Origin of the sequence: Roseomonas marmotae (assembly GCF_017654485.1) — a bacterium.
Lineage (GTDB): Bacteria > Pseudomonadota > Alphaproteobacteria > Acetobacterales > Acetobacteraceae > Pseudoroseomonas > Pseudoroseomonas marmotae.
In genome coordinates this window covers 612,339-638,610 of sequence record NZ_CP061091.1, presented here as the reverse complement: position 1 = coordinate 638,610, position 26,272 = coordinate 612,339, and the positions used below count along the sequence as shown (strand labels likewise).

General features: G+C 71.1%; 25 protein-coding genes. 15 read left to right on the top strand and 10 right to left on the bottom strand.

The window, feature by feature from the left end:
• Positions 1 to 48 precede the first annotated feature (48 nt).
• The 6 genes from IAI58_RS03030 (at position 49) to IAI58_RS03005 (ending at position 5,676) form a co-directional block, all read left to right on the top strand.
• Positions 49 to 873 carry an isocitrate lyase/PEP mutase family protein gene (locus IAI58_RS03030; protein WP_207447111.1) on the top strand — a complete coding sequence of 275 codons (825 nt, stop codon included), beginning with the start codon at positions 49 to 51 and terminating at the stop codon, positions 871 to 873.
• A 97-nt stretch (positions 874 to 970) separates the two neighbouring features.
• A complete protein-coding gene (locus IAI58_RS03025) occupies positions 971 to 3,085 on the top strand; it encodes a protein-disulfide reductase DsbD family protein (RefSeq protein WP_237182403.1) in 2,115 nt (704 codons plus the stop codon).
• A gap of 38 nt (positions 3,086 to 3,123) precedes the next feature.
• A complete protein-coding gene (locus IAI58_RS03020) occupies positions 3,124 to 3,756 on the top strand; it encodes a thioredoxin family protein (RefSeq protein ID WP_207447113.1) in 633 nt (210 codons plus the stop codon).
• Positions 3,757 to 4,056: 300 nt separating this feature from the next.
• Positions 4,057 to 4,674: a regulatory protein RecX gene (locus tag IAI58_RS03015; RefSeq protein ID WP_207447116.1), complete on the top strand. Its 618-nt coding sequence runs from the start codon at positions 4,057 to 4,059 to the stop codon at positions 4,672 to 4,674.
• Entirely contained in the window at positions 4,667 to 5,374 is a 708-nt protein-coding gene (locus IAI58_RS03010) for an AzlC family ABC transporter permease (protein WP_237182897.1), read from the top strand. Before IAI58_RS03015 ends, IAI58_RS03010 begins: the two co-directional genes overlap by 8 nt.
• Positions 5,374 to 5,676 (top strand): AzlD family protein, encoded by a 303-nt coding sequence (locus IAI58_RS03005; protein WP_207447118.1) that lies wholly within the window; start codon positions 5,374 to 5,376, stop codon positions 5,674 to 5,676. The genes IAI58_RS03010 and IAI58_RS03005 overlap by 1 nt, the downstream gene beginning before the upstream one ends.
• 7 nt (positions 5,677 to 5,683) lie before the next feature.
• Here the strand turns inward: IAI58_RS03005 and IAI58_RS03000 are convergent, their stop codons facing one another.
• The 8 genes from IAI58_RS03000 to IAI58_RS02965 form a co-directional block, all read right to left on the bottom strand.
• Positions 5,684 to 6,934, bottom strand: coding sequence for a molybdopterin molybdotransferase MoeA (locus IAI58_RS03000; RefSeq protein WP_207447120.1), 1,251 nt, complete (start codon positions 6,932 to 6,934; stop codon positions 5,684 to 5,686).
• Entirely contained in the window at positions 6,922 to 7,422 is a 501-nt protein-coding gene (gene mobB, locus IAI58_RS02995; protein ID WP_207447122.1) for a molybdopterin-guanine dinucleotide biosynthesis protein B, read from the bottom strand. The genes IAI58_RS03000 and mobB overlap by 13 nt, the downstream gene beginning before the upstream one ends.
• Before the next feature lie 99 nt (positions 7,423 to 7,521).
• Positions 7,522 to 8,787, bottom strand: a complete 1,266-nt coding sequence (locus IAI58_RS02990) for a formate dehydrogenase subunit gamma (RefSeq protein WP_207447123.1) — start codon at positions 8,785 to 8,787, stop codon at positions 7,522 to 7,524.
• Complete coding sequence (fdh3B, locus tag IAI58_RS02985; protein ID WP_207447124.1) at positions 8,787 to 9,383, bottom strand: formate dehydrogenase FDH3 subunit beta; 597 nt, start codon at positions 9,381 to 9,383, stop codon at positions 8,787 to 8,789. The genes IAI58_RS02990 and fdh3B overlap by 1 nt, the downstream gene beginning before the upstream one ends.
• 15 nt (positions 9,384 to 9,398) lie before the next feature.
• Positions 9,399 to 12,293: a formate dehydrogenase subunit alpha gene (locus tag IAI58_RS02980; protein ID WP_207447125.1), complete on the bottom strand. Its 2,895-nt coding sequence runs from the start codon at positions 12,291 to 12,293 to the stop codon at positions 9,399 to 9,401.
• 25 nt (positions 12,294 to 12,318) lie between these two features.
• Entirely contained in the window at positions 12,319 to 12,540 is a 222-nt protein-coding gene (locus tag IAI58_RS02975; RefSeq protein ID WP_207447126.1) for a twin-arginine translocation signal domain-containing protein, read from the bottom strand.
• Between the two features lie 17 nt (positions 12,541 to 12,557).
• Complete coding sequence (locus tag IAI58_RS02970) at positions 12,558 to 13,166, bottom strand: TorD/DmsD family molecular chaperone (protein WP_207447127.1); 609 nt, start codon at positions 13,164 to 13,166, stop codon at positions 12,558 to 12,560.
• Positions 13,167 to 13,311: 145 nt separating this feature from the next.
• Positions 13,312 to 15,297, bottom strand: a complete 1,986-nt coding sequence (locus IAI58_RS02965; protein WP_237182404.1) for a 4Fe-4S dicluster domain-containing protein — start codon at positions 15,295 to 15,297, stop codon at positions 13,312 to 13,314.
• Positions 15,298 to 15,443: 146 nt separating this feature from the next.
• Between IAI58_RS02965 and IAI58_RS02960 the strand changes: the two genes are divergently transcribed.
• Genes IAI58_RS02960 through IAI58_RS02935 form a run of 6 tightly spaced genes read left to right on the top strand, consistent with a single transcriptional unit; the run spans position 15,444 to position 21,494 of the window.
• A complete protein-coding gene (locus IAI58_RS02960) occupies positions 15,444 to 16,130 on the top strand; it encodes a biotin/lipoate--protein ligase family protein (RefSeq protein ID WP_207447129.1) in 687 nt (228 codons plus the stop codon).
• Positions 16,127 to 16,669, top strand: coding sequence for a DUF6505 family protein (locus tag IAI58_RS02955; RefSeq protein ID WP_207447131.1), 543 nt, complete (start codon positions 16,127 to 16,129; stop codon positions 16,667 to 16,669). The genes IAI58_RS02960 and IAI58_RS02955 overlap by 4 nt, the downstream gene beginning before the upstream one ends.
• Positions 16,666 to 17,688, top strand: a complete 1,023-nt coding sequence (locus IAI58_RS02950; RefSeq protein WP_207447133.1) for a DUF6352 family protein — start codon at positions 16,666 to 16,668, stop codon at positions 17,686 to 17,688. Before IAI58_RS02955 ends, IAI58_RS02950 begins: the two co-directional genes overlap by 4 nt.
• Positions 17,685 to 18,206, top strand: a complete 522-nt coding sequence (locus IAI58_RS02945) for a DUF3305 domain-containing protein (protein WP_207447135.1) — start codon at positions 17,685 to 17,687, stop codon at positions 18,204 to 18,206. The genes IAI58_RS02950 and IAI58_RS02945 overlap by 4 nt, the downstream gene beginning before the upstream one ends.
• Positions 18,203 to 18,850: a DUF3306 domain-containing protein gene (locus tag IAI58_RS02940; RefSeq protein ID WP_207447137.1), complete on the top strand. Its 648-nt coding sequence runs from the start codon at positions 18,203 to 18,205 to the stop codon at positions 18,848 to 18,850. The genes IAI58_RS02945 and IAI58_RS02940 overlap by 4 nt, the downstream gene beginning before the upstream one ends.
• 55 nt (positions 18,851 to 18,905) lie before the next feature.
• Positions 18,906 to 21,494, top strand: coding sequence for a cation:proton antiporter (locus IAI58_RS02935; protein ID WP_207447139.1), 2,589 nt, complete (start codon positions 18,906 to 18,908; stop codon positions 21,492 to 21,494).
• Positions 21,495 to 21,597: 103 nt separating this feature from the next.
• Here the strand turns inward: IAI58_RS02935 and hemE are convergent, their stop codons facing one another.
• Positions 21,598 to 22,641, bottom strand: a complete 1,044-nt coding sequence (gene hemE / locus IAI58_RS02930; RefSeq protein WP_207447141.1) for a uroporphyrinogen decarboxylase — start codon at positions 22,639 to 22,641, stop codon at positions 21,598 to 21,600.
• 319 nt (positions 22,642 to 22,960) lie between these two features.
• Here hemE and IAI58_RS02925 point away from each other — a divergent pair, with 319 nt between their 5' ends.
• The 3 genes from IAI58_RS02925 to IAI58_RS02915 all read left to right on the top strand — a co-directional run bounded on the left by IAI58_RS02925 (position 22,961) and on the right by IAI58_RS02915 (position 25,465).
• Complete coding sequence (locus tag IAI58_RS02925; protein ID WP_207447143.1) at positions 22,961 to 23,827, top strand: pyruvate, water dikinase regulatory protein; 867 nt, start codon at positions 22,961 to 22,963, stop codon at positions 23,825 to 23,827.
• A gap of 8 nt (positions 23,828 to 23,835) precedes the next feature.
• A complete protein-coding gene (locus tag IAI58_RS02920; protein ID WP_408906201.1) occupies positions 23,836 to 24,456 on the top strand; it encodes a Maf family protein in 621 nt (206 codons plus the stop codon).
• A 133-nt stretch (positions 24,457 to 24,589) separates the two neighbouring features.
• Positions 24,590 to 25,465 (top strand): universal stress protein, encoded by an 876-nt coding sequence (locus IAI58_RS02915; protein WP_207447147.1) that lies wholly within the window; start codon positions 24,590 to 24,592, stop codon positions 25,463 to 25,465.
• A 72-nt stretch (positions 25,466 to 25,537) separates the two neighbouring features.
• On the opposite strand, the gene hpf is transcribed toward IAI58_RS02915, so the two are convergent.
• Positions 25,538 to 26,215: a ribosome hibernation-promoting factor, HPF/YfiA family gene (gene hpf / locus IAI58_RS02910; RefSeq protein WP_207447148.1), complete on the bottom strand. Its 678-nt coding sequence runs from the start codon at positions 26,213 to 26,215 to the stop codon at positions 25,538 to 25,540.
• Between the last annotated feature and the right edge of the window lie 57 nt (positions 26,216 to 26,272).

Sequence of the window (26,272 nt, the reverse complement as noted above, 5' to 3'; positions counted from 1 at the left end):
GCAGCCTGGTTCCTGATCTGTTCACGACCAAACCCGGAGGAGCGACCCATGGACCAGAATGAACGCGCCGCCCGCTTCCGTGCCCTGCATGCCCGGCCCGGTGCCTTCGTCATCCCCAATCCCTGGGATGCCGGCAGCGCCCGCATCCTCGCCGCGCTGGGCTTCGAGGCCCTGGCCACCACCAGCGCCGGCCTCGCCTTCTCCCTGGGACGGCGGGACGGGGAAGGCGCCCTGACGCGGGAGGAGATCCTGGCCAATGCCGCCGCCATCGTCGCCGCCACGCCACTGCCAGTCTCGGCCGACCTGGAGAACGGCTTCGGCGACGCGCCGGAGGATTGCGCCGCGACCATCCGCGCCGCCGCCGCGACCGGCCTGGTCGGCGGCTCCATCGAGGATGCCAGCGGCGACCCCGCGCGCCCGATCTATGACTTCGCCCATGCGGTGGAGCGCGTGGCCGCCGCCGCCGAGGCGGCGCGCGGCCTGCCCTTCGTGCTGACCGCCCGCGCCGAGAACTTCCTGCATGGAAGGCCGGAGCTGGACGACACCATCCGCCGCCTCCAGGCCTTCTCGGCGGCGGGAGCGGAAGTGCTCTATGCCCCCGGCCTGACGCGGCTGGAGGATATCCGCACCCTCTGCGCCGCCCTGGACAAGCCGGTGAATGTGGTGATGGGGCTGGCGGGAAAGCCCTTCACCGTGGCGGAGCTGGCGGAAGCCGGGGTGAAGCGCATCAGCCTCGGCGGCTCCCTGGCCCGCGCGGCGCTGGGCGCGCTGGCGCGGGCGGGGCGGGAGATCCTGCGTGACGGGCATTTCGGCTTCGCCGGACAGGCCCTCAGCGGCGCCGAGGCTGCTGCCTTCATGGCGCCACGCGGCTGAGGCGCGCGGGTGCCGCCGGTGGTATTCCCTGCGGCGCGACACGATTTGTCACCCGGAAGCGCTTGGCCCGGTGCCGCAGAAAGGTTTCTCTCCGTCCATGTTACGCACGACCCTCCTGACCGCCGTGCTGCTGGCAGCCGCCACCCCCGCCTGGGCGGGGGAAAGCGCGCCGGTGCGGTCGGAGCGCGCGACCATGACCCTGGCGGCGGAGGTGGCGGCCATCGCCCCCGGCGAGCCCTTCCGCATCGGGCTGCGGCAGCGGCTGGCGCCGGGCTGGCACACCTACTGGCAGAACCCCGGCGATGCCGGCACCCCGCCCGAGATCGCCCTCGCCCTGCCTGAAGGCGCCAGCGCCGGCGCCATCCAGTGGCCGGCGCCGCAGCGCATCCCCTATGGCCCGCTGGTCAATTACGGCTACGAGGGCGCCACCCTGCTGCCGCTGGAGGTGACGCCGCCCGCCACCCTCGCCCCCGGCCAGAGCTTCACCATCGAGGCCCAGGCGAGCTGGCTGGTCTGCGAGCAGGTCTGCATCCCCGAGGAAGGCCGCTTCACCCTGACGCTCCCGGTGGAGGCCAGCCCGCGCCCGGATCCCGCCATGGCGGTGCTGTTCCAGCGGGCGGAAGCCGAATTGCCGCGCCCCTCACCCTGGCAGGCCAGCCTCGGCTTCCAGGGCCCGCAGGGGGCGCTGCTGCTGACGGGCGAGGACCTCTCGCCCGCCACGGTCAGGGAGGCCTTTTTCTTCCCCCTGGAATGGGGCGTGCTGGACCATGCCGGGGCGCAGCCGCTGGAGGTGACGCAGGGCGCGCTGCGCCTAGGCCTGCCGCGCGGCAGCGCGGAGCTGCCGGCCCGGCTGGCCGGCGTGGTGGCCATCACCGACGGCGCGGGGCTCCGCAGCGCCTATAGCCTTTCCGCCACCCCCGGCCCGGTGCCGGCGGCCTTGCCGGGCGGTGGCACCGGCAGCCTGCCCCTGGGCCAGGCGCTGCTCTGGGCCGCGCTGGGCGGGCTGATCCTGAACCTCATGCCCTGCGTCTTCCCCATCCTGGCGATGAAGGCGCTGGGCATCGCCCGCCTCTCCGGCGCCGCGCGCGCCACGGTGCGGGCGCATGGCGCCAGCTACACGGCGGGCGTCGTGCTCTGCTTCCTGGCGCTGGGCGGGGCGCTGATGGCGCTGCGGCTGGCCGGGCAGACGGCGGGCTGGGGCTTCCAGTTCACCTCCCCCCTCTTCGTCGCGCTGACGGGCTGGCTGATGCTGGCGGTCGGGCTGAACCTATCCGGCGTCTTCCAGACCGGCGGGCCGGTGGGCGCGGGCGGGGGTCTGACCGCGCGCGGCGGGCATCTCGGCAGCTTCGCCACGGGCGCGCTGGCGGTGCTGGTGGCCACGCCCTGCACCGCCCCCTTCATGGCCGCCGCCATCGGTGCCGCCATGGCCCTGCCGCCCGCCGGCACCCTGGCGGTCTTCGGTGCCCTCGGCCTCGGCATGGCCGCGCCTTATGCGCTGCTGGCGCTGGCCCCCGGCCTGGCGCGCCTGCTGCCGCGCCCCGGCGCCTGGATGGAGCGGCTGAAGCAGGCCCTGGCCTTCCCGATGTATGCGGCGGCCCTCTGGCTGCTCTGGGTTCTGGCGCAGCTGACCGGGCCCGAGGGGCTGGCGGCGGCCCTGGCCGGTGGCCTCGCCATCGGCTTCGGCGCCTGGGCGCTCGGCAGCGCGCAGGGCGCACGCGGCCGCTGGCGCCTCCTCGGGCGGGGCGGCGCCGTGCTAGCCCTGCTGCTGGCCGCCGCCACCCTGCCGCGCCTGGCCGAGGCCCCGCCCCCCGCCGCCGCCCAGGCCGCCGAGGGGGGCGCGGAACCCTGGTCCGAGGCACGCGTCGCCGCCGCCCGCGCCGAGGGCCGGCCAGTCTTCGTCAACCTCACCGCCGCCTGGTGCATCACCTGCAAGGTGAATGAGCGCGTGGCGCTCGACACCCCCGCTGTGCGGGAGGCCTTCGCGGCCCGCGATGTCGCCTATCTGACCGGCGACTGGACCCGGGGCGGCGAGGAGATCGCCGCCCTGCTGCGCGCCCATGGGCGGGAGGGCGTGCCCCTCTACCTCGTCTATGCCCCCGGCACCGGGACGCCGGAGGTGCTGCCGCAGATCCTGACCGAATCCATCGTGCTGCGCGCCCTGGAATCCCAGGCGCCGCAAAAGGCCGCCGCCCGGACCAGCCAGCCGGGCTGACCCCCTGTGCTACGCCGTTGAGAGAGGAAACCATGTCCATGCCCTTCCCCCTCCGCCGCCGTGCCCTGCTGGCCGCCGCCGGCAGCCTGCCCCTGCTGCCCCGTGCCGCCTGGGCCGTGGCGCCCAGGATCGACGCGCCCGCGCCCGCCTTTTCCCTGCCCGACCAGGACGGCCGGACGCACAGCCTGGCCGACTACCGGGGCAAGACCGTGGTGCTGGAATGGACCAACCACGAATGCCCCTTCGTGCGGAAACACTATTCCAGCGGCAATATGCAGCGCTTCCAGAAGGAGGCGACGGAGCGCGGCATCGTCTGGCTCTCCATCGTCTCCTCCCCACCCGGTGAACAGGGCCATGTCACGCCCGAGGAAGCCCGCGCCCTGACGGCCGAGCGCGAGGCCAGCCCCGCCGCCGTGCTGCTGGACCCCCGCAGCCAGGTGGCCCGCGCCTATGGCGCCACCACCACGCCGCATCTGTATGTCATCGATGCCGAGGGGCTGCTGCGCTACATGGGCGGCATCGACAGCATCCCCTCCGCCCGCGTGGAGGATATCGCCCGCGCGAAGCCCCTGGCGCGTGACGCCATGCTGGCCGTGGCGGAAGGCCGGCGGGTGGAACAGCCGGTGACGCGCAACTACGGCTGCGCGATCAAATACGCCCCGGCGGTCTGAGGGATTTTGGCTGGGGACAGAGGGGGCGCCGCCCCCTCTGGACACCCCCGCCCGGGTGGAAAGTCCATCCCGGCCCCCGCTTCGGTGCCCCGACGCATTCAAAATCTTAAAGCGATGCAGGTTAAGGCCGCAGTCGCCGGAGGTCACCGACCTCCGGCGGAACCACCGCGCCACGGGTTTCAGACAGATGGCGGGGTCTGGGGTGACACTGTCACCCCAGCGGGGGTCACAGGGGGCAGCGCCCCCTGGCGCTTCCACGCCTTCCGGCCGGCCTGAGCTCGTGGCACATTCCGCCTCATCATGGAAACGCCTCCGGGCAAGAGTCCCGCGCGCCCCCGGCGCGACATTCCGGCCGGCCCTGCCCCCACCGCCGAAAGGCTGCGGGAGGCGGCACTGGCGCATCTGGCGCGCTTCGGCACCACTGAGGCCGGGTTGCGCCGTGTCCTGCAGCGCCGGGTGGACCGCTGGGCCCGGCGCGCCGAGGCGGAGGGGCAGCTGGCCGAGGTGGTCGCGCCGGCCGCCGCGCGGGCCAAGGCCGCCGCGGCCGAGGTGGCGCAGGCGCTGGCCAGGGCGGGGGCGGTGGATGACACCGCCTTCGCCGCCGCGCGGATGCGCCGGCTGAACCAGGCGGGCCGTTCCCGCCGCGCCATTGCCGCGCATCTGGCCGCCAAGGGCGTGCCGGGCGAGACCGCCGCCAGCCTGCTGGAGGAGGCGGATGAGCTGGCCGCCGCGCTGGGGCATCTGCGCCGCCGCCGCGCCGGGCCTTTCGCCATCGAGCAGCCGCCATCGCCGGAGGCGCGGCTGAAGGCGCTGGGCGCGCTGGCCCGGGCCGGCTTCTCGCGTGATCTGGCCGAGCGGGCGCTGGACATGGAGCCCGAGGCCGCGACCGACCGCCTGCTGGCCGCCCGCCGTGGCTGAGCCGCGCGTGGTCTTCACCGGCGCCGGCATGCGGCGCGGGATACGGGCGGCCGCGCCGCTGATGATCGGGCTTGCGCCCTTCGGCGCGGTGGTCGGCGTGATGTCCCAGGGCAAGGGGCTGAGCCTGCTGGAGGCCCTGCTGATGTCCGGGCTGGTCTATGCCGGCGCCTCGCAGCTGCTGGCGCTGGAGCTCTGGGCGGAGCCGGCGCCGCTGCTGGCGGCCTGTCTGGCGGCCTTCGCGGTGAATATCCGCATGGCGCCCATGGGCGCGGCGCTGGCGCCCTGGATGGACCGGCTGCGCGGCTGGCGGCTCTGGTTCACGCTGGGCACCATCGTCGACCATTCCTTCGCCATGGGCGTGGCCGATATGCGCGCGGGCGGGCGGGATGCCGGCTATCTGCTGGGCATCGGTGTGGTGCTCTGGCTGACCTGGATGGTGGTGGTGGCCGCCGGGCATCTGCTGGGCAGCGCCGTGCAGCTGGCGCCGGGGCACCCCCTCTTCTATGCCGCCACGGCGACCTTCGTTGCGCTGCTGGTGCCGCTCTGGCGCGGGCCGCGGCGGGAGCTGCTGCCCTGGGCCACGGCGGCGCTGCTGGCCGTGGCGGCGGCGCGGCTCGGCCTGCCGCAGCCGGTGCCGCTGCTGGCCGGCGCCCTCTCCGGCGCGGCCCTGGCCGCCTGGCGGGAGCAGCGGGGCGCCTGATGCTGCGGCTCGATGTCCTGCTGGTCATCATCGGGATGGCCATCGTCACCTTCGCCTGCCGCGCGGGCGGCTACGCGGTGCTGCGGGTGGTGCGGCCCTCGCCCTTCGTGGATGCCATGCTGCGCAACATCCCCGGCCCGCTCTTCGCGGCCTATGTGGCGCTGGCGCTGTCGAACATGGGGCCGGCGGCCTGGGTGGCGGCGGCGCTGGTGGTGCTGACGCAGTGGAAGAGCGGCAGCGTCGGCCTGTCGATCCTGGTGGGCGTGGGGGCGGTGGCCCTGCTGCGCCCGGTGCTGGGCTAGCGCCGCGTCAGAAGATGGCGCTGAAGGGCAGCACCGGCAGGCTGTCGCCGGGGCGGACTTCCGTGATCTCCTCGCCCAGCTCGGCGAAGGCATCGCAGCGGGTGAGGGAGGTCAGCAGCCCCGCCCCCTCGCGCGGGTATTTCCGCGCCTCCGGCGGCAGCGTGCCGGGCTGGAGGGAGACCCGCACATATTCCCGCCGCCCGGCCTTCTTGCGGTAGGCGAAGCCCGCGACGGCGGCGAAGCGCGGCAGCGGCGCGGGGGTGGCGCCGGCCAGCCGCAGCGCCAGGGGCCGCGCCAGATGCAGGAAGGTGACGATGGCGGCGACGGGATTGCCGGGCAGGCCCAGCACGGGCGTGCCGCCCACCGCCCCCATGGCCGCCGGCCGTCCCGGCTTCAGCGCCAGCCGCCAGAAGACCAGGCTGCCGCCGGCCTCGATGGCAGTGCGGACATGGTCCTCCTCCCCCGTCGAGACGCCGCCGGAGGTCAGCAGCATGTCATGGCCGGCTGCGGCCTCGCGCAGCGCCCGGGCCGTGGCCTCGGCCTGGTCGGGCAGGATGCCGAGGTCGCATGCCTCCACCGGTAGCCCTTCCAGCAGGGCGAGCAGGGAGAAGCGGTTGCTGTCATAGGTCTGCGCGGGCCCCAGCGGCCCGCCCGGCGGCGCCAGCTCATTGCCGGTGCTGAAGACGCCGATGCGCGGCCGGCGGGTGACGGGCAGGCTGGCAAAGCCAAGCGCGGCGGCCAGCCCGATCTCGGCCGGGCCGAGCCGGGTGCCGGCGGGCAGCGCCACCTCGCCCAGTGCCACATCCTCTCCGGCCGGGCGGCAATTGGCGCCGCGCTTCAGGCCGGGGGGCAGCAGGATATGGCCATCCTCCAGCCGCGTATCCTCCTGCATCATCACGGTATCGGCGCCCGGCGGCATGGGGGCGCCGGTCAGGATGCGGAGCGCGGTGCCGGCGGGCAGCGGCGCCGCCGCGGCCTCCCCGGCAGCCAGGCGGCCTTCCAGCCGCAGGCGGCTCTCGCCCTCCGGCCCCAGGTCGGCATGACGGAAGGCATAGCCATCCACCGCGCTGTTGAAGAAGGGCGGCAGCGGCCGCGGCGCGCGCAGATCCTCCGCCAGGACACGGCCCCGCGCGGCGGTGAGGGCGAGCGTCTCGACCCCCGCCAGCGCCGGAACACGGGCGACGACCAGCGCCGCTGCATCCTCCACGGAGAGCAGCGCGCCGCCATGGGCGAAGCAGTCGTCGCTCAGCTGGGCCATGGCACGGCATGGGCGAGCATGAGGTCAGCCACCCGCTCCACCTCCTCCAGCCCGGCCAGGGGGATGGGACCGGGGGGCGGCGTATCGCTGGCGACGGCGCGGATGGTCGGGTCCTCCAGATGCAGCCAGGGCTTGCCATTGGCGGCGCGGTGCACCTCGATCTTCGGATGGGCGTCGCGCTTGAAGCCCTCGACGATGACGAGATCCACGGGGTCGAGCTTCGAGAGCAGATCAGCCAGCGGCGGCTCAGGCGCGCCGCGCAGCTCGGTCATCAGGGCCCAGCGGTTGGCGGAGGAGACCAGCACCTGCCGCGCGCCCGCCTGCCGGTGGGTATGGCTGTCCTTGCCGGGCTGGTCGATGTCGAAGGCGTGGTGGGCGTGCTTGACGGTCGAGACGACCAGCCCCCGCGCGTTCAGCAGGGGGATCAGCCGGGCCAGCAGGGTGGTCTTGCCGGCGCCGCTCCAGCCGGCCAGTCCGATCAGGCGCATGAGGACCGGCTTAGCCCCCTGTCCCCGATGCCGCAAGCCATGTGGCGGCACGGCAAAAAGGAAAGGGCCGGGAGGATGCCCCCCGGCCCTGTCTTCTGCTCAGTCCGCGCCCGCCGGTCGCGGGCTGGGCCCGCCGCTTCCGGGCCGGATCGTCTCATGCGCCTTGGCGAGTTCCTGCTCCACCCAGAGCTCGTGATGCTCGCGCGCCCAGTTGTAGTCCACCTTTCCGCTGCCCATGGCGGAGAAGGCGCCCTCCATGCCCAGGGTGCCGATATAGATATGGGCCAGGATGGCGGCCATCATGACGGCGGAGACGATGCCATGGGTCATGTGGGCCCATTGCTGGCCATTCACGTCCAGAAGCGTGAAGGGAAAGACCAGCAGGTAGCCGGAGACCGAGACCGCCGCGCCGCCCAGCACCGTGATCCAGAAGATGCCCTTCTGGCCGGCATTGAAGCGGTCGGCCTTGGGATGGTGGCTGCCCACCATGCCACCGCCCTGCATCAGCCAGACCATGTCGCCCCGCGTCGGCAGGTTGCCGCCCACCCACATGATGAAGAGCAGCAGGATGCCCAGCGTGAAGGGGAAGGCCAGGAAGTTATGCGCCGCCTTCCCCCAGTAGGAGAGGGTGGTGAAGGCTTCCGGCCCGATCAGCGGCCGGATCAGCTCCCGCCCGAAGATCAGGTTGAGGCCCGACAGCGCCAGCACGATGAAGCAGCTGGCCGTCATCCAATGCACCGCGCGCTCGAAGAAGTTGAAGCGCAGCATGGTGCGGCCGGAGAAGCCCTCGCGGATCCGCACGCGGCCGCGGAGCAGGAAGAACAGCGCCAGCAGCACCACGGTGCCGACCACGGCCGTGCCGGCCACCCAGGGCAGGGTGCGGTTGTGGAAGACGCGCCAGTCCCGCCCTTCCGGCTGCACCAGCACGCCGGCACTCTGGTTGGGGATGGAGATGCGGCCCTCGATGCGCTCGCCCTTCAGCGCCGCTTCCAGCTCCCGCTCCTCGGCCGTGGGGCCGCGCGTGCCTTCGGGCGGAGGCGCCGTCACGGGTGCCACGGGCGTGGGCGCGGCCTCGGGCTGCGGCGCGGCGGGCGCGCCGGTGGGGGCCGAGGTATCGGTGGTCTCGGGCACCTGCCGCTGCTGGTTCTGCCCGGCGGACTGGCTTTCCGGCGTCGCGTTCTGCACGTCCGGCGACCCGGCCGGCGGGCCGGCGCCGTTTTCCTGCGACTGCTGCTGGGCGGGCTGCGCCGATTGCGGCAGGGTCTGCTGCGTCTCGGGGCTCTGCGGGGCCTGCTGCTGCTGTGCCTGGGCAGTGCCAGCCAGCAGCGGCAGCGCGAGCGCGAGGGTGAGGGCTGCGCGCCGCATCACACGCCCACCGTCTCGCGGTAGGCGGTGCGCCAGCCCCAGGCGCCGGCACCATAGCCGCGCACCTGCACCCGTTCCTTGTAGATGCTGGCGATGATGTCGCCATCGCCCGCCAGCAGCGCCTTGGTGGAGCACATCTCCGCGCAGAGCGGCAGCTTGCCCTCGGCGATGCGGTTGGCGCCGTACTGGGCGTATTCCGCCGCCGAGTTGTCGGCCTGCGGGCCGCCGGCGCAGTAGGTGCACTTATCCATCTTGCCACGGCCGCCGAAATTGCCGACGCGCGGATACTGCGGCGCGCCGAAGGGGCAGGCGTAGAAGCAGTAGCCGCAGCCGATGCACAGGTCCTTGTCGTGCAGCACGATGGCATCGGCCGTGGTGTAGAAGCAGTTCACCGGGCAGACCGCCTGACAGGGCGCGTCGGTGCAATGCATGCAGGCCATGGAGATCGAGCGCTCCCCCGGCTTGCCGTCATTGAGCGTGATGACGCGCCGGCGGTTGATGCCCCAGGGCACCTCGTGCTCGTTCTTGCAGGCGGTGACGCAGGCGTTGCACTCGATGCAACGGTCGCTGTCACAGAGGAACTTCATGCGGGCCATATCTTCGGTCCCTCCTTACGCCGCGCGGATCTGGCAGAGCGTGACCTTGGTTTCCTGCATCGCGGTCACGGGGTCATAGCCATAGGTGGTCAGGGTATTCACGCTTTCGCCCAGCACGATGGGGTCGGTGCCCGCCGGGTAGTGGCCGCGCCGGTCCTCGCCCTGGTACCAGCCGCCGAAGTGGAAGGGCATGAAGGCCACGCCCTTGCCGACGCGGTCGGTGACCAGCGCCTTCACCCGCACCTTGGCCTGGTTCTCGGCACCATCCACCCAGACGAACTGGCCGTCGCGAATGCCGCGCGCGGTGGCATCCTCGGGGTTGATCTCGACGAACATGTCCTGCTGCAGCTCGGCCAGCCAGCGGTTGGAGCGCGTCTCCTCGCCGCCGCCCTCGTATTCGACCAGGCGGCCGGAGGTGAGGATGATCGGGAAGCGCTGCGCCGCCTGATAGGAGCGCTGCTGCACCGACTTGCCCAGATGCGGCATGCGGAAGCCACGGCGGTCGTCAAGCGTGGGGTATTCGGCGATCAGGTCGGTGCGCGGCGTGTAGATCGGCTCGCGGTGCACCGGCACGGGGTCCGGCAGGTTCCAGGCATTGCCGCGCGCCTTGGCGTTTCCGTAGGGCACGCAGCCATGCTCCATCGCCACGCGGATGATGCCGAAGGAGAGGTCGGTGGACCAGGAGACGCGGTCCTCGTTCCCCTCGCCGACGCGGGCGATGATCTCCTTCTCCCGCGGCGTCAGCTCGTCATACCAGCCGAGCCGCTTCAGCACGGCGACGGTGAATTCCGGATAGCCGTCGGTGATCTCCGAGCCCTTGGAATAGGAGTTCTCGGCCAGCAGGGTCTGGCCGTTGCGCTCCACGCCGAAGCGGGCGCGGAAGGCGCCGCCGCCTTCCTTCACGTGCAGGTTGGTGTTGTAGAGGATGTGGCTGCCGGGATGCTTCATCTCCGGCGAGCCCCAGCAGGGCCAGGGCAGGCCATAGGTCTCGCCCGCCACGGGCGTGCCGGGCTTGCCGCGCAGCGTCACCACGTCGAAATCGGCCTGGTGCTGCATATGCAGCTTCAGCCGCTCCGGCGACTGGCCGGAATAGCCGGTCGAGATGGCGCCGCGGTTGATCTCACGCAGGATGCTCTCGGCCACGGGCGCATTGCCGCGCACCTCCATGGTCTTGAACATCTCCGGCCCGAAGCCGAGCTTGCTGGCCAGCCGGTAGAAGAGCTCGTAGTCGGTCTTGCTCTCGAAGATCGGCTGCACGACCGGCTCGTACCACTGCAGCGACCGGTTGGAGGCCGTGCGGCTGCCGGCGCATTCGAACTGCGTGCAGATCGGCAGCAGGTAGGTGTTGTCGCGGCGGTTCGACATGCTGGAGAGGTTGGTCGGATGCGGGTCCGCCACCACCAGCAGTTCCAGCTTCTCCATGCCCCGGATCGCCTCGGGCATGCGGCTGACGGTATTGCCGCCATGGCCGATGGCGATCATGGCCTTCAGGTTATCGGGCTGCTCCACCTGGTCCTTGGGCAGCAGCACGGCATCGAACCAGCGGGTGGTCGGGATGCCCGGCGTTTCCATCAGCTTCTTGCTGGCGAAGCGGGAGACCATCCAGTCGTAGGGCACGTCCCAGACGCGGCACCAGTGGCGCCAGGCGTTCTCGTCGATGCCGTAATAGGCGGGCAGGGTGGTGGTATCGAGGCCGAGATCGGTCGCGCCCTGCACATTGGTATGGCCGCGGAAGATATTGGCGCCGGTGCCGGGTTTGCCGAGATTGCCGGTGACCATCAGCAGGGTGGCATAGGCGCGCACATTGGCCGTGCCCACCGTCTTCTGGGTGGCACCCATGCACCAGACCAGGGTGGAAGGCTTCTGCGTCGCGAAGATCTGCGCGACCCGCTTCAGCTGCTCCGGCGGCACGCCGGAGACGCGCTGCACCTCGGCCGGGTTCCACTTGGCGACTTCCTTGCGGACGTCATCGATGCCGTAGACGCGCTGTTCGATGAACTCCTTGTCTTCCCAGCCATTCTCGAAGATGTGCCAGAGCATGCCCCAGATGACCGGGATATCGGTGCCGGGCCGCAGCCGCACATATTCGGTGGCATGCGCCGCCGTGCGGGTGAAGCGCGGATCGATGACGATCATGTTCGCGCGGTTCTGCTCCTTCCCCGTCAGCACATGCTGCATGGAGATGGGGTGCGCTTCCGCCGGGTTGCCGCCCATGATGATGATGGTGCGGGCATTGCGGATGTCGTTGTAGCTGTTGGTCTGCGCGCCATAGCCGAAGACATTGGCGACGCCGGCGACGGTGGTGGAGTGGCAGATGCGCGCCTGGTGGTCCACCGAATTGGTGCCCCAGAAGGCCGCGAACTTGCGCATCAGATAGGCGCCTTCGTTCGAGAACTTGGCGCTGCCCAGCCAGAAGACGGAATCCGGCCCGGATTTCTGCCGGATCTCCAACAGCTTGTCGCCGATCTCGTCGATCGCCTGGTCCCAGGACAGGCGCTGCCACTGCCCGTCCACCAGCTTCATCGGGTATTTCAGGCGGCGGTCGCCATGCGTCAGCTCGCGCACCGAGGCGCCCTTGGCGCAATGCGTGCCACGGTTGATCGGGCTGTCCCAGGACGGTTCCTGGCCGACCCAGACGCCGTTCTGCACCTCCGCCGTGACGGTGCAGCCCACCGAGCAGTGGGTGCAGATATTCTTCACGACCTTGATGGGCTGGCTGAAATCCATCGGCCCCGCCTCCGCCTTGCGGGCGGTGGAGAGGTTCAGCGTGCCGAGCGCCGCCAGCCCCGTGGCCCCCAGGCCGGCCTGCCGCAGGAAGGCACGGCGGTCCAGCCCGCCGGCAGAGAGGCCCTGATAGGCGGCGGACAGCCTCTGCCGCGCCGTCGCCCCTTCGCTGCGCTTGATCAACATGGCGCTTTATCTCCCGGCGTCGTGCTCAGTAGCGGTTGGTGCGGTAGAAGGCCTTGACGTGTTCCGTCTCGCGGTAGCGGGTGGCCACACGCTCCTCCGGCTTTTCCTTGTCAGGCCTGACGCCATCCAGGCCGCCATCCATGTTGAAGGCCGCGGCGGGGGCCGTGGCCGCGACGGCCGCGCCGCCCGCCAGCCCCAGCGTCTTCAGGAAGCTGCGCCGCCGACCCGTGCTCTCGCCTTCGCTCATGCCCGCCTTCTCCTGTCTCATGCCGGCAGCGCTGCCGCCGCCGTCTCAATCTCGATGAACGCCACGCCCAGCGCGCCGACGGCAGAGTAGAAGCCGCCGTCCCGCGCCTTTTCCAGATCCGCGAAGGCACGCCCGGCCCAGGGGCGCAGGTGACGATCGAAGAATTCCGCCACATCCTGCGCCGGGGCCTGGAAAGCGCCGCTCAGCAGCCCGGCCATCGCCTCGCAGAGGAAGCCGAGATGGTCCTCCGGCTCCGCCATGCCGGGGCTGCGCGCGATGCCCAGGCGCAGCAGGTCCGCGCGCACCAGGGCCAGCGGCCGCTCATGCAGGAAGCCGGTCAGGTAGTAGGAGGCGAAGGGCAGCAGCTCGCCGCGCCCGACGCCGATAAAAAGCTCATGATACTCGCGTCCGACCCGGGCCAGCTCGGCATGCGCCGCGGCCTCGGCCAGGGCCAGGCAGGCCTGGCCCAGCGGCGTGCCGGGCTGCGGGCCGAGCGACGCCAGCCCGCGCAGCAGCGCCGCGTCCGGCGGCGCGAGCAGCAAGCGGCCGAGAAGCGCGAAAAGCCGCGCCCGCTGCATGTCCAGCGGGTCGGCTATGCCTCCTTCAGGCTGCCCCGGTTGCGTCATTCCTGTCTGCCGATCATCCGTTCACGAGGCTAAGCATGGAAAAATCTCCACCTCACCCGATTGTGCCTCAAACCGGCCTTCCATCGCAAGCCAGACAGCCGGAAGCTGTTGAATTGCAATCCATTCTCAATCATCAACAAGGCCGTTACGGTTTCCGCACATCATCGGCCAGCGGCAGGTAATCCGCCGCCGTGCGGGGACGCGGCCGGGAAGGGCCGGCATAGGGATCGATCGCCCCTGCCTGTGTGCCGGTCGCGGCCTCGACCCGGCAATCCTCGCAGAGATCCAGCAGGTCGAGGCGGGCGGGGTCGGCGAACATCCAGTGCCCGCTGGCCCGCAGCCGCGCCTTCACCCGGTCGATCGAGGAGCGGGTGCCGAAGATCTTGTGGCAGGACGGGCAGGCGGCCGGCTCCTCCTGCCGCAGGATCTGGCGCTGGCCGGCCTCGGGCAGCAGGTTCAGCCGCGGCTCCAGGCTGATCACCTTCTCCGGGCAGGTCGCGGCGCAGAGGCCGCATTGCACGCAGGCATCCTCCAGGAAGGAGAGTTCCGGCCGGTCCGGATTGGCGGCGAAGGCGCCGGTCGGGCAGACCATGGTGCAGGCGAGGCAGAGGGTGCAGCCCTCCGCCACATGCGCCGTGCCATAGGCGGCGCCGGCGGGCAGGGCGATGCTGGTGGCCGGCACCGCCAGCTCGTCGCGCAGGGCCGCCAGCGACGCCTTCAGCATCTCCCGCGGCGTGCCGAGGGGCAGGAAGTCGGCTTCCTCGGGCAAGGGCGCCGGGCGGGGGCCGGCCCGCAGCGCCTCCAGCAGGGTGAAGGGGTCGTCGGTCTCGATCGCCTCGGGCCCATGCGGGAGGCCGAGGCCCTCCAGCAGCGCCGAGGCGGTGTCGATATTGCCCAGCAGCCCTTCCACCCCATGCGGGCGATGCGCGGGCAGCAGCACCCGCACCCGCCCGGCGCCCCAGACATAGGGGGCGACCAGCAGGGCCAGGTCCACCGCCGTCGCCTGCCCCAGGCGCAGCGGCAGCACATCCGCCGGCAGGCCGGGACCGTGGCGGGAGAGGGCATCGAACATCGCCTCCCCCTGCTCGCCATGCAGCAGCAGGGTGGGCGTCCGCCCGCCCGCCGCGTGATAGGCACGCAGCAGGGCGCGGATGCGCCGCAGCAGCGCATCGGTCGGCGGCAGGGCATAGGTGATGGCGCCGGTGGGGCAGACGGCGGCGCAGGCGCCGCAGCCGGCGCAGATCTCGGCGCTGAGCGCCACACTGTCCCAATGCCCGGCGGCCGAAGGCGTGATGGCGCCGGTCGGGCAGAGATTCAGGCAGCGGGTGCAGCCGGTGCGGCGGTTGCGGGAATGGGCGCAGAGCCCGGCCTCGAAGCTGACGAAGCGCGGCTTGTCGAACTGGCCGGACAGGCCGGCGGCCTCGCTGGCCAGGCGCTCCAGCGCCGCCTCGTCCCCGGGTGCCGCGCGCAGATAGCCCAGCCGCACCTCATGCGCGGAGAAGAGCGGCGTATGGCCGGTCACGTCCAGGATGACGTCGCAGCGGCTGACCGCGCCATTCTGCGCCCGCCCCCAGCGATAGGCGCCGCGGGAGGAGGGGGCGGCGGCGGCATGGCCATCCACCACCACCTCGAAATTGCCCAGCCAGCCCTTGGCGGCGCGGGCGCGGCCGCGCAGCACCGGGTATTCGGCGGTGGCCAGCGGCTCCACCTCCTCCTCGCCGGTCAGCAGCACGGTGAGGTCGAGGCTGCCCTTCAGCTTCTCCGCCAGCCGCAGCGCCGTGGCATCGCGGCCCAGGATCAGCGTCACGCCCTGGCTCTCCAGCGGCACCAGCGGCGTGGATGGCATGGGCACGGCGGCGGCGGCCAGCAGCGCGGCCATCTTCGGCCCGGCCTTGGCACCCTCGTCGGACCAGCCGGCCTGCTCACGGATATTCACGAAGTCGAGCGACCCCTGGTGCCCGGCGGCCTCTGCCTCCTGGCGGAAGAGCGGGGCCTCCTGCGTGCAGCCCACCGTGACCGCGTCCTCGCCCAGCGCGGCGAGGAAGCGATCCAGCTGGCTGCGGCAAAGCTGCTCGGCCGTACGCAGCCGTCCACCACAACCTTGGGCCAGTGCGCCGGTATCTAGAGACATCGTGTCTTCGCAGGAGCAGGCGAAAACCGTGCGACGCTGCGTCTTGTCCATAAGGCCTCTCGCACTCACTTCGGCCCGGCGTGGCGATGCCGGACCCTCCAGTATATATGGGCTTGGCCTCCCGACTGCCAGGAAAGGCTTGCCCTATGCAGCATCTGCTGCCTCCCCTGCCGAGCGTCTTCTCCCCCGTCCTCCTGCCAGCCGGAGCCGACGCGCTGGCTCATGCCGCCGCCATCGCCGGCAGCCATGGCGCCGGCACGCTGGTCTGGGGGGAGGACGGGCGGGTCCTGCAACTGGCCGTGGTGCTGGAGCCGGAGACCACGCTGGCCGCAGCCCGCCCCGCCCTGCTGGTTGCCCTGAATGCCATGGCCGATGCGCTGGGCGTGCTCGGCCCGCCGGAAATCCCGGTGACGCTGCGCTGGCCGGCCGGGCTACTGGTGAATGGCGGGCTGGCCGGCCATGCCTGCCTCGCAACGCTGCCCGGCGCGGCGGAGGATGCCGTGCCGGACTGGATCGTGGCCGGCATCCGGCTCGATCTGCGGGACGACAGCCCCGAGCCCGGCCTGCATCCCGACCGCACCACCCTGGCCGAGGAAGGCTTCGGCGGCATCGACATCCCGGAACTGGTGGCCGCCTGGGCGCGGCACCTGATGGCCGGGCTCGCGGAATGGCAGGCGGAGGGTTTCCGCCGCCTCGCCGACCGCAGCCTGTCACGGCTGGAGACGGAAGCCTGGATGGTCGGAGCCCGCCGTGGCCTGGACCCCGGCAGCGGCGCCCTGGTGCTGGAGCGCGACGGGGACCGCAGCCTCTATCCGCTGGAGCCCCCGCCATGATCCGCCTGCCCCGGACCCTGCGGCTGGACCCGTCGGATGGCGTGATCTTCGAGACGGCGGCCGCACCCGGCGAATGGGCCGTGCCCGGCGGCTTCGCCTTCTGGGACGATGATATCGAGGCCCTGTCCGGCAAGCGGCGGCAGGCCTTCCGCGCCGGCTTCCTCGGCCTGTCCAGCTTCGGCTGGTCAACCCTGGTGGAGGTGGCCGAGGCCAGCCCGGCGCAGCGGGCGGAGGCGGTCTCCGCCCTCGCCACCCATATCCGCGAGGCCTATGGCGCGCCTGACCAGGCCAGTGCCGAGGCGGCGGCGCTGGAGGAGATCCGCTTCGCGGAATCCCTCTGCGACCATCCTCCGGGCACCGTGCTCGCCCTCTCCCGCAGCCTGGAGGGCGGGAAGCAGCGGGAGCGCTTCCGCACCCTGCACCGGCGGGAGACGCCACATCGTGATTTCGGCAGTTTGCCCGTCTTCGGCGTTGTGGAAGTGGAGGGCGAGGACGAGCCGGTGGAGACCCCTGACCTGAAGGCTATGACGCGCGAATGACGGATTTCTGGATCGCCTCGGGCCACCAGCTCTGCGACCGCGATGCCGGCGGAAGGCTGGTGGCGACGCCCGATCTCTGGCGCGCCTTCCTGGCCCGGCCCGAGCTGGTGCCGCCGGAAGAAGCCTGCGAGGCCGAGCGTGCCCTGCATGCCGCCCTGCTGCGCGACCCGCTGCAGCCGGTGGAGCCGGCGCGCCTGGCGGCCCTGGCCGACCCGGACGCCGCCGAGAACTGGCAGGTCTTCCTTCATTTCCGCGACCGCGTCATGGCGCAGCCGACGCTGGAAGCCGCCTGGATCGCGCTCTATCGCGGCAGCGTCCATGGCGTGCCGCCGCTCTTCCTGCAGATGCTGACGCAGCTCGTCACCCGCGCGGCGCTGGAGGGGGTGGAAGACGCCTTCATCCTCCGTGCCGGGGAATGCCTGTTCCGGCCGCAGCGGGCCGCCATCCACCAGGGCGCGCTGCTGCTGGCCGATGAGGAGGTTGTGGAGGCGGCGGCACGGGAAGGCGATTTCGGCACCCTCGGCCGGTTGCTGGAGGAGGCCGGCACCCCCACCCGCGCGGTGGAGCTGGACGTGCTGGGCGATGCCGATCCGGAAGCCTATGCCGCGCGCTCCGACGCGCATGACTACGCGCTCGACATCGCCGAGGGCCGGCCCGGCCAGCATGCGCTGGCGCGGGCGCTGGAGCGCTTCATCGGCCATGTGATGGGCGAGCAGGTCGCCATCCGCCCCGCCGCCGTCATCGAGGACCCCAACTGGTCCTGGCATGTCGGCCTGGATACCGAGGCCACGGCCATTGCGAATGACCTCTGGCACGGGAAGGAGGTGGCGCAGGCCCGGCTGGCGCGGATCATCTGGCTCGGCGTGCTGGAATTCGCCGAATTCAGCCGTGTGCTGCCGCGCGCCAGCGGGCACCCGGTCTATCTCGTGCTGGCCATGGACGCGGCACAGCGGCTGCGCGTGAAGCCGCAGAACCTGCTCCTCGGCCTGCCCCTGCTGGAAGCGGAGGCCGCCTCATGAGCGATACTTTCACCACTCCCCACACCATGCTCATCCCGGTCGCCGTGCTGGCCGAGCGGCGGCCGGCCGCCAGCCCCTGGGCCGACTGGTCCTGGCGCGTGGTGGAGGTGCTGGAGGATGCCCCGGACCTGCCGGACTGGACCCCGCTGCGGCAGGAGGAGAGGCGCACCCTGTTCTTCGCCGGCCGCAGCCATGTCGCCCTGCATCCCAGCGACACCAGCAACTACAAACACAACCTCGAAAGCGCCGACCCGCGCCTCTGGGTGGTGCTGCGTCCGGTGGAGCGGGAGCCCGGCATGGCGCTGCACCTGGTGACGCTGGACCCGGGCGAGGCGCATCTCTATGCCGATGTCGGCAACGACACCATGGAAAGCCTGCCCCTGCCGGCCTTCCTGCGTGTGCCGGCCCAGGACTATGTCGCCACCCACCACCGGGAGCGCGACTTCCACAAGCGCCGCCGCGACCGCGCCGACCCCGAGGCCCTGGCCCGCCGTCCACCGGGTGGGGAAGAACCGTGAGCGGCAGCTTCCTCGGCCGCTGGTCCCGCCGCAAGCGCGGGCTGGAGCAGGAGCAGGAGCCGCAGCCGGCCGAGCCTGCGCCCGCCGTATCGGTGGAAGCCGGGCCAGTGGAAGCCGGGCCGGCGGAAACTGAGCCGGAATTCGACCCCGCCACCCTGCCGCCGCTGGAGAGCCTGGATCGCGGCGGAGATCTCTCGCCCTTCCTGCACCCGAAGGTGCCGGCGCTGCTGCGGCGAGCGGCCATGCGCCGGGTCTGGGCCAGCGATCCCGGCATCCGCGACTTCACCGGCCCGGCGGATTACGCCTGGGACTACAATGCCCCGGACGGCGTGCCGGGCTTTGCGCTGGATCTCGGCAAGGCCGATCTGCGTAAGCTGCTGGCCCAGGCGGTTGGCGACCGCGAGCCCGAACCAGAACCAGAACCTGGGTCAGAGGCAGGGGAAGCCCCGGCCGCCCCCCGGCTCGAGATGGCGGAGGAACAGACCCCGCCGCCACTGACTGAGGCTCCACTGCCGGAGGATCCGGTGCGGCTGAGCGAGGCCCCGACCGAAGCGCCCGCCGGCCTCCCGGCCGAGGCGGCATCCCCCGAGCCGGAGGAAGCGCCCCGGCGCCGGCATGGCGGTGCCATGCCCCGCCCGGGCTGAAGGCTAGGCGACATCACGCGCCACGCGGCGCCCTGGAAGAAGGCTGGACCCGCCCATGCTGAACCGCCTTCCCGACACCATCCTGGCCACCGCGCTGATGCTGATCGTCATCAGCGCCATCCAGCCCCTGGCGCGCAAGATGAAGCTCTCCTCCACCGTGCTGCTGGCCGGGGTCGGCGTGCTGCTGGCTGGCGGCGGCGCAGTGGTGCTGAACAACTCGAACAATCCGTTCATCGACGAGGCGGCGCAGTCGCTGCTGCATTTCCCGATCGATTCGGACGCCTTCCTCTACATCTTCCTCCCCCTGCTGGTCTTCCAGGGCTCGCTGTCCATCGATGTGCGCCGCCTGGCGCGGGACTGGGCCCCGGTCCTGATGATGGCGGTGGTGGCGGTGGTGGTGACGACGGCGGCCATCGGCTTCGCCCTGGCGCCCATCTCCGGGGCCTCGCTCGTCGTCTGCCTGATGCTCGGCGCCATCGTCGCCACCACCGACCCTTCCGCCGTGGTCGGCATCTTCCACGAGGTCGGCGCCAACAGCCGCCTCACCCGGCTGGTGGAAGGCGAGAGCCTGCTGAACGACGCGGCGGCCATCTCCATCTTCACCCTCATGCTGGCGCAGATCACCGGCCAGCAGTCGCTCGCCCTGTCCGATGCCGTCTCGATCTTCTTCGTCTCCTTCCTCGGCGGCATCCTGGCTGGCATCGTCGCCGCCCGGCTGATGCTGCTCGCCATTCCCTGGCTCGGCGGCAACCGGACGGCCGAGGTCACGCTGACCCTCGCGCTGCCCTACCTGACCTATATCGTCTGCGAGCAATTCCTGGATGTCTCGGGCGTGGTGGCCGCCGCCGTGGCGGGGCTGACGGTCAGCGCCAAGGGCCCCTCCATCTTCCGGCCGCAGAGCTGGCACTTCCTGCAGGAGGTCTGGGACCAGCTCTCCTTCTGGGCCAGCTCCCTGGTTTTCGTGCTCGCCTCGATGCTGGTGCCCAAGCTGCTGCTGGGCGCCACGGGATGGGACCTGGTGCTGGTGGGGGTGATGGTGGTGGCAGCGCTGGTGGCGCGCGCCATCGTGCTCTTCGGCCTGTTGCCGGTGCTGGAATACACCCATCTCTCCCAGCGCGTCTCGACCCCGGCCAAGGTCACCATGCTCTGGGGCGGGCTGCGCGGCGCCATCACCCTCGCCATGGCGCTCTCCGTCACCGAGCATGACGCGGTGCCGGAGCAGATCCAGCGCTTCGTCGCCATCCTCGCCACCGGCTATGTGCTCTTCACCCTGCTGGTGAACGGCACCACGCTGCGCTTCCTGGTGCGCTGGCTGAAGCTCAACCAGCTCTCCGCCTCCGACGACGCGCTGCGCAACCAGGTCGTCGCCATCGGCCTGGGGGAGGTGCGGGACAGGCTGCGCGACACGGCGGCCGAGCTCGGCATCTCCTCCCATGCCACCGGCTATGTGCTGGAGAGCTACGAGCGGCGGGTGAAGGAGGAGACGGCCGCCAATACCTTCGATACCGCCATCGGCGACCGTGAGCGCGTGACGTTGGGCCTGATCACCTATGCCAGCCAGGAACGTTCCGTGCTGCTGGAGATGTTCGAGAACCGGACATTGTCCCGCCGCGTCATGGAGAACCTGCTGCGGACCGCCGAGAGCATGATTGACGGCGCCCGCAACGAAGGGCGGCACGGCTATATACAGGCGGCCCGCCGCCGGCTGCAGCCCACGCTGCGCTTCAACCTGGCACGATGGCTGCACCACAGGTTCCGCATCGACAGGCCGCTGACCCACAGCATGGCCGAGCGGTTCGAGACGCTGCTGCTGACGCATCTCGTCTCCATGTCCATGAGCCGCTTCATGCGGCAGCGGATGGAGCCGGTGCTGGGCCAGCGCGTGACGGAGGTGGTGGCCGGCATCGTGGCGCGGCGGCAGGACATGCTGCAGGACGCGCTGGATGTGCTGCGCCTGCAGTATCCCGGCTATTCCGAAGCGCTGGAGAGCCGGCTGCTCCGGCAGATCGGCCTGCGGATGGAATCCGAGGAATATTCCAGCCTGCGCCAGGAATCTCTGATCGGGCAGGAACTGGAGGACGATCTGCTGCGCGGGATGGAGCAGTTGCGCCGCCAGATCGCGCGGCCGCTGCAGTTTAACATCCAGTCCGGCATTGAACTCCGCCTCAAGGAATTCAAGGCCTTCTCCGGCCTGTCGGAAGCCCTGCTGTATGAGCTGGCGATGAAGGTGACCACCCGCTTCGCCGTGCCGGAGGAAGTCATCTACCGGAAGGGCCAATGGGCGCGTTCGGCCTTCCTGATCAGCCGTGGCGAGGTTTCGCTGAAGGAGGATGCCTCGGGCACGGAGGAGGTGGTGCTGGGGGCGGGCGAGATCTTCGGGGAGACCGAGCTTCTGGCCAACCGGCACCGCCGCGGTGCCTCCGCGCATGCCACGAGCTTCTGCCACCTGCTGGAACTGGATAAGGCCGATTTCCAGAGCCTGCTGCACGAGGCGCCGGAGCTGCGCCAGCAGATGGAGCGCATCGCCGCCCAACGCTCCAGGTCCTCCACCCCCGACCCTGCCTCGCCGCCGAAGGGAAGCGAGGCGGCGGAGCCGGTGCCCTTGCCCAGCCTCAAGATAACGCCCAAGCCCGCCACGAAATAGCGCTGCCCGGCCCGCGCCCCGTCTCCGTGGCGCGGGAAGAGGCGGCGGGGGTCTCCCCCGCGCCGCCACAGGCCCTCTCAGGCGGCTGGAAGGCCGCCTGAGGTCATCCCATGCGGATCACCCTCGTCAGGGCAGCGACATGCTCCGGCGGCGTTGGCGGCACGATTCCGTGGCCCAGATTGAAGATGAAGGGCCGCCCGCGCATCGCCGCCAGGATGGAGCGCGCCTCGGCTTCCAGCGCATCACCGCCGGCCACCAGCACCTGCGGGTCCAGGTTGCCCTGCAAGGCGAGATCCGCAGGCAGGTTGGCGGCGGCCCAGCGCGGGTCCATGCCGGTATCCATCCCCACCGTGTTCACGCCCGTGCGCGCCGCGTATTCCGGCAGCAGCGGCCCCGCCAGGCGCGGGAAGCCGATCAGCGGGATATCCGGCCGCACCTTGCGGATGCCGCGGACGATGGCGGCGGTGGGGTCGATGCACCAGCGGCGGAACTGGCTGGGCGGCAGTAGCCCGGCCCAGCTGTCGAAGAGCATCAGCGCCTCGGCCCCCGCCTCGGCCTGGGCCAGCAGGTAGTCCACCGTGCTGTCCACCAGCAGGCGGATGAGGCGGCCGAAGAGCGCGGGATCAGCATAGGCCAGGCGGCGGGCCTGGGCGAATTCGCCGCCGCCACGGCCTTCCACCATGTAGCAGACGACCGTGAAGGGGCTGCCGGCGAAACCGATCAACGCGGCACCCGGCGCTTCCTGAGCCAGCCCGGCCCGGACCCGCACCACGGTCTCCAGGATCGGCGCGATGCGGGCGCGCATGGCGGCGGGGTCCAGCCGCGCCAGGCCCTCTGCATCGCGGATGGGCTCCAGCAGCGGGCCCTCACCCTCGGCATAGCGCAGCGCCTGCCCCATGGCCCAGGGCAGCATCAGGATGTCGCTGAAGAGGATGGCCCCGTCCATGCCGTAGCGGCGGAGCGGCTGCAGCGTCACCTCGGCCGCCAGGGCGGGGGTGGTGCAGAGGGCGATGAAATCCCCGGCCTGGGCACGCAGCTGCCGGTACTCGGGCAGGTACCGCCCGGCCTGACGCATCAGCCAGAAGGGCGGGGGCCAGAGCGCCTCGCCGGAAAGGGCCCGCAGAAGGGGTTTTTGCACAGTGTCCATGGGCCCTCTTTCATAGAAAAAGAGTCTTTAAGAAAGTTGGTGGGGTAGATAGGCCCTGTGGATAATGTGGACGCAAGCGGCTGTACACGTTATCCACAGCCCGCTCCACCGTACGGGCCGGGTGCGACTCGCAGGGATTCCGGCGAGTCGCGTGGGTTATCGGTGATTCGAACCGATCATTCCCATGAAAAGCCCCTGAGAGGTCCAAACTGTACCCGCTATCCCCGATTCCCCCAGGGGGCTTAATCAGGGCTTGCAGTTGTCCACGAATTCCACACCCATCCCCGCTCTTCCCACCGCCTTCGGACCTGGGGGGCCGATGCCGAACCGCTCCTTCAACCTGCATCTCGTCTCGGACAGTACCGGAGAGACACTGAACTCCATGGCGAGGGCGGTGCTGTCGCGCTTTCCGGACCCGCATGTGGTCTATCACCGCTGGTCGCTGGTGCGCTCGCGCTTCCAACTGGACCAGGTGGTGGAAGGCATCAAGGCCGAGCCCGGGCCGGTGCTCTTCACCCTGGTCGACCGCTCCCTCCGCCATTCGCTGGAGGAGGCCTGCAAGCAGATGGGCGTGACCTGCATGTCCGTGCTGGACCCCGTGATCGACCTGCTCCAGGCGCAGATCGGCGAGCAGGCGCGGGAGAAGCGCGCCGCCCAGCATGTGATGGACGCCGACTACTTCCGCCGCATCGACGCCATGCACTACGTGCTGGCGCATGACGACGGCCAGGGGGTCGCCGGCATCGCCGAGGCGGATTGCGTGCTGGTCGGCGTCTCCCGCAGCAGCAAGACACCGACCTGCTTCTACCTCGCCAACCGGGGCATCAAGGCGGCCAATGTGCCGATCGTGCCGACCTCCCCCCTGCCGCCGGAACTGGACAACCCGCCCTGCCCGGTGATCGGGCTGACCATCGACGTGCCGGCGCTGATCGATATCCGCCGGCACCGGCTGAAGATCATCGGCGCCGGCGGAGTACGGCAGGACACCAATGACTACATCGACCATGAAGCGGTGAAGGCCGAGATCCTGGCCGCCCGCCGCCTCTGCACCAGCCGGGGCTGGCCGGTGATCGATGTCACCCGGCGCTCGATAGAGGAAACGGCGGCCACCGTGCTGCAGCTGATGGAAGCCTGGCATGCCCGGCGGGGCGCGGTCGGCCCGGCCCCCAGGGGCATCGGCGCCTGATGGGCGTCATGACCCCCGCCCCGCCGCCGCTGGTGCTCGCCTCCTCCTCCGCCACCCGGGCGGCGCTGCTGCGGGCGGCCGGGCTGTCCTTCGCCGCCATGCCCGCCGCGGTGGACGAGGCCAGCCTGAAGGAAGCCGCGCTGGAGGAAGGCCTGCCGCCGGCCGAGGCCGCGACCCTGCTGGCCGATGCCAAGGCCGAACGCCTGGCCCGCCGCATGCTGCGGGAGGAGCCGGAGGCACTGGTGATCGGCGCCGATTCCTTGCTGGTCTGCGAGGGCCGCTGGTTCGACAAGCCCGAGGGGCTGGAGGGCGCCCGTGCCCAGCTGCGGGCGCTGCGCGGCCGCACGCATGAGCTGGTCTCGGCCGTTGTCTGCTGGCGGCATGGCGCGCGCATCTGGCACCACGCGGCCACTTGCCGCCTCTCCATGCGGGAATTCTCCGATGAATTCCTGGAGGCCTATCTGGCGGCGGAGGGAGAGGAGATCACCTATTCCGTCGGCGCCTACCGGCTGGAGGGCCTGGGGATGCATCTCTTCCGCGCCGTGCAGGGTGAGCATGCGGCCATCCTGGGCCTGCCGATGCTGCCGCTGCTGGATTTCCTGCGCCAGCATGGGGCGGTGCTGCGGTAGCATCCGGCCTGCGCCGCGCGGAGCAGCTTGGGCTGAAGCGCGCGGATGCAGACGGCGGCGGCACTTCCGTGATAGCTTCCGCTTCGAGGGCGCCTGCGCGGCGCCCATGCCTCGGGTTTAGGAGAGCCAAGCCATGGCTTATCGCCGGTTGCTGCTGCCGCTGACGGGTACCGCCGCCGGAGAGGCGGCCCTGCACACGGCGCTGATGGTCGCGCGCATCTGGAACGCGCATGTGCATTGCCTGCACGTGCGCGTGGATGCGCGGGACGTGGCCCCGCTGGCGGGCGAAGGCCTTTCCGGCGCCATGATCGAGGAGATGATGGCGGCCACCGAGCGCGAGAGCGGGGAGCGCGCCAATCGCGTGCACGCGCTGTTCGAGCGCTTCGTGCAGGGCCGTGACGTCACCATCGCGCTGAGCGCCGAAAGCGCCTTGAAGGCCGATGGCCCCACCCTGTCCTTCGAGAGCATCGCGGGACGGGAGGAGGATGTGGTGGCGCAGCAATCGCGCCTCTACGACATGGCGGTGGTGCCGCATCCCGAGGCGGATGACGATGTCTCCTCCTCCGACGCGCTGCATGCCGTGCTCTTCGACTCCGGCCGCCCGGTGCTGATCGCGCCGCGCCTGCCGCCGGCCACCATCGGCACCCGCGTCTGCTGTGCCTGGAACGGCACCGCCGAAAGCGCCGCCGCCATCAATGCCGCGCTGCCCTGGCTGCACCGCGCGGAGCAGGTGCGGCTGCTCTATTCCGACGACTACCAGCGGCGTGGCCCTACAGTGGAGGGCATCCAGGCCTATCTGCGCTGGCACGAGATCACCGCCGAGGCCGCGCCCTTCAAGCCGCAGACGCGTGAGGTGGGCGCCGGCCTGCTGGGCGCGACGCGGGATTTCGGGGCCGACCTGCTCTGCATGGGCGCCTATAGCCATTCCCGCCTGCGCCAGCTGATCCTGGGCGGCGTGACCCGGCATGTGCTGGAGAACGCGGACATCCCCGTGCTGATGTGCCGCTGAGGCACACTCCTCCCGGAGGGGCCGGACCCGCCCTGGCCTGACCACCGTCAGGCCAGGGCGGGCCGGGGTTCTTCACCCGGCCACGGCGGCCGTATCGATCCAGCCCACATGCCCGTCAGGGCGACGGTAGACGACGTTCAGCTGACCGCTGGCGCGGTTGCGGAACATCATCACGGGCATCTGGCCGAGATCCAGCCGCATCACCGCCTCGCTCACCGTCAGGTGGGAGATTTCGGTCGGCGTCTCGGCGATGATGGCGCCGCCGCCATCCTGCTTTTCCAGCAGGTCGTCATGCTCCTTAGCCGTCAGCCCATCGGCCACGGTGCCGTCCTCGGGATGCGCCTCCACCAGGTTGGACACCTCCTCCTCTTCCTCCGGCTCCTCCACCGGGCCGGCCAGGATCACCTGGCGGGCGGTTTCGGCCTCCGCGGGCAGGCGCTCCTCAGCCAGATGTCGGGAATGCTCGTTCACCCGCCGGCGATAACGGCGGAGGCGCTTGGCAATATGCTCGGCCGCCACATCGAAAGCGCGGTGGGCGTCCGGGCCCTCACCCTCACCGCGGACCGTCAGGCCACGGCCGGCATGAATCGTGATGCCGCAGGTAAAGAAGGACCGGTTACGCGCGAAGATGACCTGCGCGTCCAGGGCATGGTCGAAATACTTGCGGGCGACGTTCTTCAGACCCTCGGTGGCATGCACCTTCAGGGCCTCCCCCGTCTCGACCTGCTTCCCAGCGACAGTGATATGCATGGCGAGCCATTCCCTTTCCCGTGTCGGGGAGGGGCCGTCCCAAAAGACGGCGGGCGG